Source organism: Amycolatopsis sp. w19 (genome assembly GCF_051373225.1).
Classification (GTDB): Bacteria; Actinomycetota; Actinomycetes; order Mycobacteriales; family Pseudonocardiaceae; genus Amycolatopsis; species Amycolatopsis japonica.
This window is the reverse complement of record NZ_JBPQFM010000004.1, coordinates 338,857-352,697: the sequence shown is the minus strand read 5'-3', so window position 1 is coordinate 352,697 and position 13,841 is coordinate 338,857. Positions and strand designations below refer to the sequence as shown.

The following is a 13,841-nucleotide window of genomic DNA, read 5'->3' as shown; positions in this document are numbered from 1 at the left end:
TCCGGTCGGTTTCTTTCCCCCGAATCGACTACGCGAAGCGCTCGAATTCTCACGAAGCAAGCCCGGAATGGACATCATGCACCCGCGAGTTTGTCAGCGACACGCCGACGCGGCACACCACGTCCGGGTGGAACTACTCGGTCGGCGGTGTGAGACCAGGTGCTCGTGCCCTTGGCTGGAAGGTCGGAATGAAGCTTGGACCACCACGGTCCTCGCATCTGATGACGATCGAGCTGTGCGGGGCGGCGATGATCCGATGACCGAGGAAGACGACGGCGCCGGGGAACATACCGACGCCGGTTCACTGGACGCCGAACTCGTCCGTCACTACAACGACGGCGAGACGATCGAAAACCTGGCCAAGCACTATGCGCTGAGCTACCGCAAGGTCCGAACCGTCCTGCTGGCCGCCGGCGTCGCGCTCCGGCCCCCGAAAATTCCGCTCCCGCCCACGCCGCCGGGGCTCGTCAACGCGTACCTGGCAGGGCGGAGCATCCGGCAACTGGCGGCCATCCACGGGATGAGCTACGACCAGACTCGCCGGGTCCTGCTCGCGGAAGGTGTCGTCCTTCGCCCGCGAGGGCGGCAGTAGCCACAGGTGCCGAACGCCTACCGAAGCCTGGTTCTCCAGGCGGGCGTCGCCGCGCCCGGAGAACCAGGGCACTACTTACAGCGCATGACGTCGATCGTCACGCAAAGTACACAATCCAAATGTAACGCTCAATCACCGTCGTACGGTTCCTCTCATCTGAAAACGGGTATAGGGTGAGCCGGATGAGGTCACGTCTTTAAGTTCACTAAGCGCTCTTTCGGGTTCCGAGCGAGGTCCGGCTGACGTCCCCCAGAGGGCGACTGAGGGAAGAGTACAGATGCCGAGAATGGGCCTGAAAGCGCCCCATCACACTTCCATGCCGACGACGGTAGCGACACGGTACACGAACGCCCGAACTGCAGTTTCTCTCTGCGACCGCGCAAGTCGACAAGCGCCGAATGCCTCCGAAGGGAGTCGCGAGCGAGCCGTATCGCAGCCCGCGACGCCCCATCGCGCCAAACTACTCAGAAGTAGCTCAAGTTCGGCCGAATTCGCGAAAATTCTTCAACTCGATCGTGTTTGCACGCTGTCCTCAAATCAGCCCTGAGTGGCGAAGATGAAGAATCAGATCACTCTTTACGGTGACTACTCACCGGTACGACACGGAGCATTCAGGAACGCTGGTCGCGGACGATCCGGAGATGCGGCGGGCGCATCGCCACGGTGTCTCCGTCACCTTTACGAGCCGCCGGAACGAGCCGCCCGTGCGCGTCCAGTTCCGCCAGCAGCGTCTCGATCGCGTCCGCCTTCGCCAGACGAGCCCGCCCGCGGTAGAGCTCCGCGGCCTCCTGCCACAGTTCCCGCGCGTCGTCGGGATCGCCGTGCTCACAGAGGACAGCCGCGAGTGCGGAAAGTGCCCGGGCCCGCCCTGTCGCGTGCCGGGTCCGGTTCGCCAACGCGACCGCCAGATGCGCGTGCCGGAGCGCCGCTCGGGCGTCGCCTTCCGCGTGCCGCAGCTGAGCGAGCACCGTATTGAGCTTCATGACCGTCGGAAGATCTTGACTCGCCTCGATCAACGCCTGCCCGGCGGCGCACTCCGCCGACGCTTCGGCGAGCCTGCCGAGGCGGACGAGCAACGCACCGAGGGCGGCGTGTGCCCGCATCAGTTCCGTGGCATCACCGGCCGCACGCCGATGCCTCAAGGCCTCCCGGTACAGAGCGAGCGCTTCCTCGTCGTGACCGCCCACCTCGAGCAGCGCGTCGGCGAAGCGGTGCTCCGCGCTGGCGCACAACATCGGCTCGCCCAGCGCGCGAACGGCCGGAAGTACCTTCCGGTACCTTTCGACCGCTTCGGCCGCGCGACCGGCATGGAAGTGCACTCGGGCCAGGTTCAGCCTGGTCGTCACGCCGCCGATCGCGATCCCGTGCGTGTCGGCCAGTTCCAGCGCGCGCAGCAGACACCGCTCGGCCGCGTCGTCGGCGCCGGCGAGCATGTGCACGACTCCGAGATCGTTCAGGCACGATGCCAGCGAGCCCTCGTCGCCTTGCGCCGTCGCGGCACGGATCGCGATGGTCAGCCCTTCGACCGCGTCGGGGTATCTCCCCTGTAACAGGAAGAATTCCGAGGCCATCGCGGGCAGGAGGTACGAGATTCCGTTGAGAACGCCTTCCGAGGCCGCGCTGATGGCCATCAGCGACTTTCGTTCCCGCAACACCCATTGCCGCGCTTCGGCGACGTTCCGGAACCCGGGCGTGGGCGCCACCCGCACCATCGGAGGCAGGTTCAGCAGCTCTTTGTGCGGGAACTGCAAGCGATACGCGTCGATGACCACGCGCAGGTAGAACTCGAACATCTTCCTTCGCGCGAGGTCCACATCGGACAATTGGGTGGCCAGGGACGCGGCGTACAGATGGAGAAGGTCGTGCACGCGATACCGGTCGAGATCGGCGGGGTGTTCGATCAGATGCGCGGCGACCAGTATGTCGAGCGAGCGCCGCACTTCCGGCGCCGGGCGCCCGTCCGCGGCGGCGATCACCTCGGTGGTCATCTCGGCGCTCGGGTGCAGGCCGATCAGGGCGAACACGCGCCGCTCGGCGGGTTCGAGGTCCTGGTACGAAAGGGCGAAGGCGGACCTCAGGCTCATCCCCGGCCAGTCGCCCTCGTCGCCGAGGTCCAGAAACAGGTCGGCGTCGCGCAACTGGCTGGCCAAGGTCCGCATCCGCGTGCCCGCCCGGGAGACGGCGCGTTCGGCCACCAAGGTCAGCGCCAACGGGTTGCCGTCGCACAGCCGCACCAGCTCTTCGACTCCCTCCGCGTCGTCTCGCGCACGGTGACCGATTCGGCGGGTCAACAGAGCGGAGGAATACCGGTCGGCGAGCGGGAACACCGTGATCACCGGCGGAGTCAGCTTCGCCGACAAGGATTTCAGGCGCCACCGCGAAACTATCAGTACCGTGCACGACGACAGGACGCCCAGCAGCGGCGCGACCTGATCGGAACTGCGCACGTTGTCGAGGATCACGAGCATCGAGCGCCGGGCGAGCAGCGCCGACAGTTTCGCGGCGCGGGCGATCGGATTGACCACTTGGTCGACCGGAAAATCCAGCAACGACAAGAGGGTGTCGACTATCTCGCCGGCGTCGGCCTTCGCGGCCTGACTGTCCCCGCGAAGATCCAGCATGACCGCGCCGTGCCGGTACCGCCGTTCCGCACGGTGGGCCCATTTGGCCGCCAAGGTCGTCTTCCCGACCCCGGGTCCTCCGGTCACCACCACCGCGGCCCGTTTCGGCGCGCCCGCGGAATCGGTCGTGTAAGCGTCGAGCAGCGCTATCAGATCTACTCTTCCCGCGACATCGTCGACGTCCGGCGGTAAATGCCGTATCACGTGGTCGCTTTGGCCGGCGGAATCGAGCGGGGCCGGTTTGCGCCGCGGGATGACCCGTTCCGGCCGGATCAGCACCTTGTCGTTGACCGCCCGCAGTTCGTCCGCGGCCCTTGTCTCCCCCGCCTCCCGGTAACGGGCATAGGTCGCCCGGAAGAAATCGGCGGCTTCGGCGGGCTGATCGGCTTCGGCCAGCGCCCGGATCTTCAATTTCTCGAAACTCAGTTCCCTCGGATGCGCCTGTTCGAGTTCCGCCAGTTTTCGCACCGCGGCGTCGGCTTTTCCGGTCGCCAAATGCTCCGCCACGACGAACGCGTTGGCGGGTATCCACGTATTGCGCTCCCATAAGACGCGCCATGCGTCGGCACGCTCGGTCCGGAGATCGGCCATGGGTTCGTCCCGGCACAGCCGGAGGGCCGAAAGCGCTTCGACGAGCGCGCGGTCGTGCTGACCGAGTTCACGGAACCGGACGGCCTTGTCCATCATGACCTGGAAGCCGAAGTGATCGATCAGTGCCGGCTCGATCTCCAGCAGGCAACCGGCTTTGCCCACACTCACCTTCGCGGGCACGGAATTTTCGTCGAACGCCCGGCGGAGCTTGGTCGCGTTCTGGTGAAGCGTCGAGTGGGCGTCTTGTGGCGCCTTCTCGTGCTCTTCCCACACCCAGTCGACGACGACGTCCAGCGGCAATCGGCGGTTCGGGGCCGTCAGCAACGCGGTCAGCACCTGCCTCGGCCGAGGACCCGCCCAGTTCACATCCACATTCCCGTGCATTAGCATGGCCGTCTGCCCGAGAATTCCGAAAGCGATTTCCACGAGTGCGCCCCTTCCCCATGGCGAACCCGGGTTCGCCACCCCTGTCCCGCCGGATCATTTTTCCATCCGCCCGCGCATAAGGCCAGGTCATCGGCTTAATTGTCAAACTTCGGCGATCATCGTTGATCATCTGTCAATGAACTGACAACCGGCCGAAGCCGTTTTCTCCACGATCGCTCCCATGCTGACTGCGGATACCGGAGTTCGAGCGAGGGGAATTTCATGACCGAGTCATCGTGGGTCCGCAGTCCGGTCGGCGGTTCCGATCAGCACTGGGCGACACGCAAGGGCGTCAAATCCGTACTGGTGATGATCCCGCACATCGTCGCCGGCAATCGGCTCCTCGATCTGCTTCCGCTCTTCGAGGCCGACCACCGCGTCCAGGCGACCTTCACCGTCCCGGAATGGGAATCCTGGCGTGCCACTCACGACTTCGTGGAGGCACAAGGCGGAATAGTGCTCCCCTGGGCGCAGGCCCGGCGCGGCGAGTACGACCTCGTCCTCGCCGCCAGCCAGCGCGGCATCGACGAGGTCGCGGGGCCGGTACTGCTGGTCCCGCACGGCGGCGGATTCGGCCAGTACCGGCCGTCGCGGCCTCCTGGCGCCGGCCCCGGATGGAGTCCACAGATCGGGCTCGACGCGGGCCAGCTGATGCGGGAAGGGCGGGTACGCGCCGATTCGATCGTGCTCGTCCACGACCGCGAGATGGACGTCCTCGCCGAGACCTGCCCTCGCGCGGTGTCCGCCGCCGTCGTCGCGGGCGACATCGCGCTGGACCGGCTCACCGCCAGCCTTCCCTTCCGCGATCACTACCGGCGAGGGCTCGGCGTGACCGACGACCGGCGCCTGGTGGTCGTCACCTCGACCTGGTCCGACCGGTCGGCCTTCGGCCGTCACCACGACCTGTTCGAGCGGGTGCTCGGCGAACTCCCGTCCGAGCACTTCCGGGTGCTCGGTGTCCTGCACCCCCAGATCTGGTCGCACCACAGCCTTTGGCAGATCCGCACCTGGCTGGCCGACAGTCTGCGGTCCGGGCTCGAGCTTCTGCGCCCCGAAGGGAGCTGGCGGGCCGCCTTGATCGCCGCGGACCACGTCATCGGCGACTACGGCTCCGTGACCGGCTACGCGGCGGGCATCGGCAAACCGGTGCTCCTGGCCGTGGACGGCACCGAACCGCTGCTGCCGGGCACGCCCGGCGCGGTCATCGCCGAACACGCGCCCCGGTGGGCGCCCGGTAGTTCCCTCCTCCCCTTGCTGTGCGAGGCGGAGTCCTCCGGTGTGGCCGAGCGGGTTCGCGAGCTGCTCTCGTCCCGGCCGGGCCGCGCCGGCGAGATCCTGCGCGCCGAGATGTACCGGCTCCTCGGCTTGCCCGAACCCACCAGGGCGGTCCCGGTGTCCCCGGTGCCGATGGCGGAGGTGCTGCCATGCCGGGCTCTGTAGCGGGCAGTTCGTTCCTCTTGGCCGACGCGAACGACGGAACCCACGCCTCCCTCGCCGATGTGCTCGTCCACTCGGGACCGTGTCCGGTCGCGGACGCCCGCGCCGTGCTCGCGAGCGACTTCGACCGGCTGCCCGGCCTCACGGTCGTCGCCGTCGCGTGCTCCCCCGGACGCTGTCTCGTCGGCGACCGCACGGGAGACGTGATCGTCCTTCCGTGCGTGTCCGCCGAACTGGCGGGCGCGGGAGCCTATCTGTGGCTACTCGCCGGCCGTCGGCTCCGGCTGTTGCGGATGGTCGCGCCGTGCGGCCAAGGCATCCAGCCGGGCACGGGCCCGCTGCACCCGCAGCCCGCCGGTCGGGCCGCACAGGTCGAGCGCCTCGATCAGCTGGGCACGGGCGGCACCGAAATCACCCTCGAGCTCAGCGACCTCGGCGAACGCCATCAGCACATCGGACTGATAGACGGCCGAACCTGACTCGTCGAACACCGCGGCGGCGCGGGCCAGTTCACGTTTCGCCGCGGTGATCTCGCCCGCCCGCGCGTCGATCCGCGCCAGCGACAGGGTGACCTCGGCCTCGCCCTTCACATCGCCGATTCCCGTGAACAGCTCTCGGGCGAGGCGCAGGTGCCGGGTGGCGTCGGCGGTCCGGCCCGCCTGCAGCAACGCCTCGCCGATCCGGCGGTGCCGCTGGGCGACGCCGCGGTCGATCCCGAGTTCCTTCTCGATCACGAGGCTCTGGCCGAAGAACCCGACCGCCCGCTCGAAGTCGCCACGGCCTTGTGCCGCCATGCCCAGCTGGTCCAAGGCCACGGACTCGTTGTGGCGGCTCCCGGCCCCCCTCGCCAGGTCCGCGGCTTTCAGACATTCGGTTTCGGCCGCTTCGAACCGTCCCAGGTCCAGGTGGGCGCGGGCCAGCTGGCAGCGCAACCGTGCTTCGGCGATCGTGTGGCCGCACCGGTGTGCCGCGGCGATGCCGACCTCGTGCGTCCGGAGCCAAAGCTGATAGTGCTTGCGGTAGAGGAACAGTTCCCAGAGGGCTTCGCACAGTTGCCAGGCGAGTTCGTCCTGCCCCAGCGCGGACGTCTCTTCGAGCACCTCGATGATGTCCGGCAGCCGTTCGTCCAGCCATTGAAGGGCTTCGGCACCCGTGGCGAACAACGCGGGCGCGGCCTCGTACCGGGCGCGCACGGTACCGATCGTCCACCGCATCGGGATCACCGCCAGGTTCGCCCGCGTCATCCGGTGCAGGTACCAGTCCGCGATACGAGCGACGACTTCGAACCTTTCGTCGTCCGGCAGGGCCCGCGCGTGCAACCGCACCAGATCGTGGAAGCGGTAGCCACGCTCGCCGACTTCCTCGAGGAGGCTGGCGTCCGCCAGTTCTTGGAGCCCGTCCGAGGCCTCGTTTTCGGAGACCCGCGCCGCGGCAGCCGCCGCCCCCACTTCGATCGTCAGCCCCGGATACTCGCCCGCCAGGCGGTAAAGCCTGGCCGCGTGCGGCGACAAGGCCGAATAGGACGAGTCGAAGGTGGCCGTCAACGACGCCTCCCCCACCGGCGACAGCTTCGTCAACCGCACCCGTTCGTCACGGAGCTCCGCCACCATCCTCGCCACCGGCCATTTCGGCCGCGACGCCAATCTCGCCCCCGCCACCCGGAGCGCGATCGGCAGCCGTCCGCACAGTGCCGCCAGCGTGGTCACCTCGGGGAGTTCCCCCGCCACCCGCGATTCGCCCACCGAACGCGTCAGCAGTTCGACGGCGTGCTCCTCCGGCAGAGGCGCCATGTCGACGAACCGCGCGCCCTCCGCGTGCAGGCCGTCCAGCCTCAGCCTGCTGGTGACCACCACGACGCATCCCGACGAGGCCGGGATCAACGGCCGCACCTGCGCGGCCGAGATCGCGTTGTCCGCCACGAGCAGCAGCCGCATCCCCGCGGTGGTGGTCCGGAACAGCGCCGCCTGCTCGGCCAGTCCGACCGGGACCCGCTCCGGCGGAACACCCAGTGCCCGCAGGAACGCTCCGAGCGCGTCCTCGGGCGGTACGGCCGTCTCCGGTGAGAACCCGCGCAGATCCGCGTACAGCTGGCCCGACGGGAAGCGCCCGGCGTTCCGCACCGCCCACGTGACCGCGAGCGCGGTCTTGCCCACTCCACCGGGCCCGACCACCACGGTCACCGCGGGCGACCGGTCGAGCGAATCGTCCTCCTGACCGGCGGCGGCCGAGTCGAGCGCTTCGAGTTCGGCGATCCTGCTCGTGAAGTGCGCGGGGACGGGAGGCAACTGACGGGGAACCGGGGTACCGGAGGGTGATCGCTCGACGGTCGCCGAGCCGAGGTCATCTCCCATGACCACACCCCGGCGGGCGGCGATCCGAGCGCGAATTGCGCGGCCGCGGTTCTCCACGTTCGAGAACGGACTTCCACGACGAGCGGAATCGTGGGTCACGCGTCAAAGATCGCATGCTCGTGTCTCCCCACACGGCCGTTTTCTTTTGTCCGCGCAATTCCCGGACCCGAGAACTCCCGGCAATGCCCGAACCTCCCTGTCTACCTCGCCGAGCGGGATCCCTCCCGGTGAACGAGGTACATCTACCCGAAAGAACCAAGGCATCGGCCTCCGAGCCCCCATACGCCTCGATACAGGAGGCGCCGAGGACATCACCACATACAGTGATCTCGGACACTTCCATTTCCGCGAACAATCGAACCCGGCCGACAAGAAAGAACGTTATCGGAAACGCTCCGGAATACCCGGGACGGTTCCGTTTTCGCGCGATTCCCCGGCCGGACGATCGCGCGGCGAGACCCATCCGACGGAGCGTGACGACCACGGACCTGGGTCATCTACTCGCCCAAGATCGTTTTCCTGCGGTTCACTCTCCTTTCGGGGCAATTCGGACATGAGCCGTACCCCGAAGTAGCCATGTGTGTGACTTCTGTATGCTCCGCTCTCGCTCGATGGGATTAGTCATCCCCCATCCGGGCGAGCCGTTGCGGTCGGGGCCTGTGGTCGCATGCGGCACTGGGATTCGTGGTCCGTATTCGGATGGGAGACACATGCACGGCAGGTCAGTTCTGGTTCGTGGCGGGATCGCGGTCGCCACCGCGGCCGTCGCGCTGACGATGGCCGCTCCGGCCGCCCTCGCCGACGACGGCGCAGCGCGGGGCCGGGTCGTCGAGGGTTCCGGCACCGAGGGTTTCAGCGTCAACTTCGAGGGCGGGCAGCACTACGTCACGAAGCTGTTCGGGCTGAAGCTCTCCGACGGCAGCAAGCTCAAGATGTACTGCGTGCAGGTCGAGGTCGGCATGCGCACCGATCAGGACATGATCGAACGTCCGTGGAACAAGTACCCGGACGCCGCTTCGCCGTTCAACAAGAACAACTCGAAGATCAACTGGGTCCTGCACCACGGCTACCCGGCCGTCGCCGTGAAGGCGCTCGAGGGCGCGCTCGGCAAGGACGTCAAGCTGACCGACGGCCTGTCCGTCGAGGAGGCCGTCACCGCGACGCAGGCCGCCGTCTGGCACTTCAGTGACGGCAAGGACCTCGACCGCAAGAAGCCGCTGCCCTACGAGAGCGCCGAAGAGTCCGCCGACGTGCTGGCCGTCTACGACTACCTCACCGGCAAGCAGAACGTCGGCATCGGGGCGCAGCCGAAGCCGACCCTCGACATCGGCCCGGCCAAGGCCTCGGGCGCGACCGGCTCCAAGATCGGTCCGTTCAGCATCGCCACCAACGGTGACATCACCGAGCTGACGAGCAAACTGCCCGAGGGCGTCAAGGTCACCGACGCCGACGGCAAGGAGATCAAGGCCGCCGCCATCAAGGACGGCACCAAGGTCTACGTCGACGTTCCCAAGGACGCCAAGGACGGCAACGGCTCGTTCTCGCTGAAGGTCAGCGGCCACCTCGACACCGGTCGCCTGTTCGTGGGCGAGAACTACGCCAAGGTGCCCGCCCAGTCCCTGATCGTGGCGGAGTCCGAGAAGACCTCGGTCGTCGCGAACGCGACCGCGGCCTGGAAGCAGGGTGGCGCGCCCGCCACCGACACCCCGGCGCCCACCACCCCCGGTGGCGCCGAGTCGGGTGGCGGCAACGAACTGGCCAACACCGGTGCCTCCGCGACCATGCCGCTGGTCATCGGTGGCGCGCTCCTCGGCGCGGGTGTGCTGATGGTGCTGCTGGTGCGCCGTCGCCGTAGCGAGGCGTAAGAAGCGAACGACGAAAGCGGGGCCGGTCCATTGTGGACCGGCCCCGCTTTCGTCGCGCGTGAAGGCCCCCTTCCCTCGGCTCAGCCGAGGAAACTCGACCTTCACACCTTGCCAAGTACATGAAGGAATCCTCCACCGCGTCCAACGCCAGGGGTTCCGGCGAAGTCGCATAAGCGCCGGCCGGTGCCACTCTCCGCGAACGGCGGATGACAGGAGGTACGCCTGGTTCCGTCCACAAAGGACGCCGACAGGCGGGTAGAAATCTGTTTGATGCTTATTCGCATGGTTTCCGAGTCGGGTCGTGAGTGGCGATTGTCGTTAGAACGACCAAAAACACTCACGACCGGCCCGGGAAACGCCCAAACCGGGCACGACCGCCGTTGCAGTGTCCCCAGTGGACGGTCGAGCGATGTGGATCAGTGTGACAAGCCTCCTTCGTCGCCGCTTGACCAGCGCTTATACGACTTCGCCGAGACCCTGGCGCTAACGCAATGAAGGGGGGCCTTCACGTACTGGCGCGGCGACTCTTCACCGGTCGTAGTGCGTGCCCGGCGTGTGCCCGAAGGCGCGGCGGAAGACGTCGATGAACGCGCTGGTGGACGACCAGCCGCAGGCATGCGCCACGGCGGTCACCGAAGTGTCCTCGGCGAGGAGGACCAAGGCGCGGTAGAGCCGCAACTGCGTGCGCCACTGCGGGAACGTCATGCCGAGATCGGCTTTGAAGAGCCGGGCCAGCGTGCGGTCACTGGCCCCGACCCGGGCGCCGAGGGCGGCCAGAGTCCGGTTGTCGGCCGGATCGGCGCTGAGGATCTCGCACAGTGCGCGCAGCCGCGGGTCGTCGGGCGTCGGCAGGTGCAGGGGTTGCTGCGGCGAAGCGCGCAGCTGATCGAGCAGGACCGCGCGCAGACGGCGGCGTTCCGGGGTGTCGTCGCGCGGCGGATCGGTGTACGCGCGGATGAGTTCGCGCAGGAGCGGGCCGACGGCCAGCACGCTCGGTTCGTTCAGCCGCAACGGGTTCACCGTGGCGGGCAGGCCGACCAGCCGGAGTTCGAGGTCGCCGTGCGCCTGGTGGGCGTGCACGGTCCCGGCGGGCACCCAGATCGCCCTCGTGGCCGGGGCGACCCAGGAACCCTTGTCGGTCGTGATGGCCAGGACGCCACGGGCGGCGTAGACGACTTGGTGCTCGTCGTGGCGGTGCGCGTCGACGATCGTGCCGGAGGCCAGGGACCGGACCTGGGTCGGCGCCGCGGGGAGGTGGCGGATTTCCGTCATCGTTTGTCATTTTATCGGAAGCGCGACATCGGCGCCCGCGACGAGCATGGCGGGATGTCGAAGATCAAAGCGATCACCCTGCTCTCGGCCGGGCACGCGTGTGTGGATGTGTATCAGGGTTCGGTCGCCGCGCTGGTGCCGTACTTCGCGGCCGAACGCGCCTACGGATACGCGGCGGTGTCGGGCATCGTGCTCGCCGCGTCGCTGCTGTCGTCGGTGGCGCAGCCATTGTTCGGCGCGCTGACCGATCACTGGGCGATGCCGTGGCTGCTGCCGTCGGCCACCCTCCTCGGCGGCCTCGGGATCGGGCTCGGCGGGCTGGTCGACTCGTACGCGCTGACGCTCGTTTTCGTCGCCCTGTCGGGAATCGGCGTGGCCGCCTACCACCCGGAGGCCGCACGGGTCGCGAGGATCGCGGGCGGCGGAGGGCATACCGCCATGGGCTGGTTCTCCCTCGGCGGGAACATCGGGTTCGCCGCCGCGCCCGTCCTCGTCGCCGCGGTCATGGCCCTGGGCGGGCTCCGGATGTCGCCGCTGCTCGTCGTTCCCGCACTGGCCGGCTCCGTGCTCTGCCTGCCCGTACTGCGCGCCCTCACGCGAAAGGCCGGCAGCGGCGACTCGCGGTCGGACGCCGCCGGCGTCGACGACTGGAGGTCGTTCGCGAAACTGTCGGCCGCGGTCGTCTGCCGCTCCATCGTGTTCGTCGGGCTGAGCACGTTCGTCTCCCTCTACGCCCAGCAGCGGACCGGCGGCGGCACGACGACGGGCAGCGCCGCCCTGTTCGTGCTCTATGTCGGCGGCGCCGTGGGCACCCTTCTGGGAAGCAGGCTCGCCGGGCACCGGGGCCGGGTCACCGTGATCCGCTGGTCGTACCTGGCCACCGTCGGCACGGTCGCGGGAGTCGTGTTCGTGCCGGGCCCGGCCTTCTTCGCCTTCGTCCTGCTGGCCGCGGTGAGCCTGTACATCCCCTTCTCGTTGCAGATCACCCTCTCCCAGGACTACCTCCCCACGCGGGTCGGCACCGCCAGCGGCGTCACCCTCGGCCTGACGGTCAGCGTCGGCGGTCTCGCGAGCCCCGTCATCGGAACGGTCGCCGACCACACTTCTCTGCAGACGGCCTTGATTCCGTTGATCGCGCTGCCGCTTTTGTGCTGGATCACAACCCGCACGCTGCCCGAGCCGTGCTCCGTCCAAACAGGAGCGGGAAAAAGGTCAATGTCGCGACAATAAATGGTGTACGGCCCTGTACATCATCGGTTACCGGCTGGTAGGTTCCGGGAATCCAAACGTGGTCCACTTCATGATTCAAAGGGGAGTCATGACCCGAAAGCCCGCTCGTCTGCTGGCCGTCGCCATCGCCCTCATCGTCGGTTTCGCCGCCGCGCCCGCCGCCTCCGCCGCCCCTGCCACCGATCCGTTCTACAGTTACGACGGCAGCGAACCGTTGTCTTCGTACAGCCCCGGGACCGTGCTGAAGACCCGGACGCTCAATTACCACGTCCTCGGCATTTCCACGCCGCTCAAGGTGACCCAGTTGCTCTACCGGTCCACCGACGCGCAGGGGAAGCCGTCCGCCAACGTCACCTCGGTGCTGCGCAGCCTCACCGGCGACAGCACCAAAGCCGTTTCGTACCAATCGTTCTACGACTCGCTGAATCCCGAACACGGCCCGTCGAGGGCGATCGCCGGCGACGTCTCGCTCGGCGGCCTGATCGCCAACGCGGAGTCGCTGTTCATCGCGCCCGCGCTGCTGCTGGGCTACAACGTCGTCATCCCCGACACCGAAGGCCAGAAGGCGAACTTCGCCGCCGGGCCGGAATACGGGACGAACACGCTCGATTCCATCCGCGCCGCCACGAGGTCGCCGGGGACGGGAATGAACGACAAGACCCGGTTCGGGCTCATCGGCTATTCGGGCGGTGCCATCGCGACCGGCTGGGCGGCCGCGCTCGCGCCGGATTACGCGCCCGAGGTCAACAAGAACCTCGTCGGTTTCACCGAAGGCGGAGTGCTCGTCAAACCGTCGCACAATCTCAAATACGTCAACGGCAGTGTCGCATGGACCGGCGTCATCCCGATGGCGCTCATCGGCGTCTCGCGGTCTTTCGACATCGATCTCAAGCCGTACGCGAATTCGTACGGGCTCCAGGTGCTCAAGGACATGGAGAAGGCGTCGATCGTCGACGCGCTCGGCCGTTATCCCGGGCTGACGTGGGAGAAATTCGTCAAACCCGAGTACACGAACCCGAACAAGGTGCTGCCGTACGTCGAGGCCGTGAACAAGATCAACCTCGGTTCCGCGCCGACACCGGCCGTGCCCGGTTACATCGCGCAGGGCAACAACGGTGTCGTGGAAGGCACTTTCGGCAATCCGCCGGGGATCGGGACCGGTGACGGCGTGATGGTCGCCGGTGACGTGCGCTCGCTCGCCCGGCAGTACTGCGACACCGGCAACAAGTCGATCAAGTACGACCAGTACGACCTGCTGAGCCACGTCGGGGCGGCCGCCGCCTGGGCGCCGCAGGCCATCGGCTGGCTCAACGACCGGTTCGCGGGCAAGGCCGCGCCGTCCAGCTGCGGGAAGATCGCGCCCGGCAACTCCCTCGCCCCGGAGGTGCCGGTCAGCTGACCGCTCGGTCCGTGAAGGCCTCCTTGAGGGACTCTGGGTCCCTTAGGGAGGCCTTCA

Annotated in this window: 8 protein-coding genes; 5 read left to right on the top strand and 3 right to left on the bottom strand. The window is 67.7% G+C overall.

The window, feature by feature from the left end; genetic code table 11:
- The first annotated feature begins 256 nt into the window (after positions 1–256).
- Complete coding sequence (locus ACSMFO_RS12325) at positions 257–592, top strand: helix-turn-helix domain-containing protein (protein ID WP_436458696.1); 336 nt, start codon at positions 257–259, stop codon at positions 590–592.
- A gap of 611 nt (positions 593–1,203) precedes the next feature.
- On the opposite strand, the gene ACSMFO_RS12320 is transcribed toward ACSMFO_RS12325, so the two are convergent.
- A complete protein-coding gene (locus ACSMFO_RS12320) occupies positions 1,204–4,230 on the bottom strand; it encodes a tetratricopeptide repeat protein (protein WP_436458694.1) in 3,027 nt (1,008 codons plus the stop codon).
- 222 nt (positions 4,231–4,452) lie between these two features.
- Between ACSMFO_RS12320 and ACSMFO_RS12315 the strand changes: the two genes are divergently transcribed.
- On the top strand, positions 4,453–5,670 hold the full coding sequence (locus ACSMFO_RS12315) for a hypothetical protein (protein ID WP_436458692.1): 1,218 nt from the start codon (positions 4,453–4,455) through the stop codon (positions 5,668–5,670).
- A gap of 257 nt (positions 5,671–5,927) precedes the next feature.
- Here ACSMFO_RS12315 and ACSMFO_RS12310 read toward each other — a convergent pair whose 3' ends face one another.
- Positions 5,928–8,018, bottom strand: coding sequence for a tetratricopeptide repeat protein (locus ACSMFO_RS12310; protein WP_436458690.1), 2,091 nt, complete (start codon positions 8,016–8,018; stop codon positions 5,928–5,930).
- A 710-nt stretch (positions 8,019–8,728) separates the two neighbouring features.
- Here ACSMFO_RS12310 and ACSMFO_RS12305 point away from each other — a divergent pair.
- Positions 8,729–9,883 (top strand): thioester domain-containing protein, encoded by a 1,155-nt coding sequence (locus ACSMFO_RS12305; protein WP_038516932.1) that lies wholly within the window; start codon positions 8,729–8,731, stop codon positions 9,881–9,883.
- Positions 9,884–10,411: 528 nt separating this feature from the next.
- Here the strand turns inward: ACSMFO_RS12305 and ACSMFO_RS12300 are convergent.
- Complete coding sequence (locus tag ACSMFO_RS12300) at positions 10,412–11,155, bottom strand: helix-turn-helix domain-containing protein (RefSeq protein ID WP_436458688.1); 744 nt, start codon at positions 11,153–11,155, stop codon at positions 10,412–10,414.
- A gap of 54 nt (positions 11,156–11,209) precedes the next feature.
- Here ACSMFO_RS12300 and ACSMFO_RS12295 point away from each other — a divergent pair, with 54 nt between their 5' ends.
- Together ACSMFO_RS12295 and ACSMFO_RS12290 are read left to right on the top strand one after the other, a co-directional pair.
- Positions 11,210–12,385 carry an MFS transporter gene (locus ACSMFO_RS12295; RefSeq protein ID WP_436458686.1) on the top strand — a complete coding sequence of 392 codons (1,176 nt, stop codon included), beginning with the start codon at positions 11,210–11,212 and terminating at the stop codon, positions 12,383–12,385.
- A gap of 88 nt (positions 12,386–12,473) precedes the next feature.
- A complete protein-coding gene (locus tag ACSMFO_RS12290; protein ID WP_436458684.1) occupies positions 12,474–13,784 on the top strand; it encodes a lipase family protein in 1,311 nt (436 codons plus the stop codon).
- Positions 13,785–13,841 lie beyond the last annotated feature (57 nt).

Bases quoted from the DNA above. Each gene is read 5' to 3' on its own strand.
- ACSMFO_RS12325 (WP_436458696.1), top strand. From the start codon at position 257: ATGACCGAGGAAGACGACGGCGCCGGGGAACATACCGACGCCGGTTCA.
- ACSMFO_RS12315 (WP_436458692.1), top strand. From the start codon at position 4,453: ATGACCGAGTCATCGTGGGTCCGCAGTCCGGTCGGCGGTTCCGATCAG.
- ACSMFO_RS12310 (WP_436458690.1), bottom strand. From the start codon at position 8,018: ATGGGAGATGACCTCGGCTCGGCGACCGTCGAGCGATCACCCTCCGGT.
- ACSMFO_RS12305 (WP_038516932.1), top strand. From the start codon at position 8,729: ATGCACGGCAGGTCAGTTCTGGTTCGTGGCGGGATCGCGGTCGCCACC.
- ACSMFO_RS12300 (WP_436458688.1), bottom strand. From the start codon at position 11,155: ATGACGGAAATCCGCCACCTCCCCGCGGCGCCGACCCAGGTCCGGTCC.
- ACSMFO_RS12295 (WP_436458686.1), top strand. From the start codon at position 11,210: ATGTCGAAGATCAAAGCGATCACCCTGCTCTCGGCCGGGCACGCGTGT.
- ACSMFO_RS12290 (WP_436458684.1), top strand. From the start codon at position 12,474: ATGACCCGAAAGCCCGCTCGTCTGCTGGCCGTCGCCATCGCCCTCATC.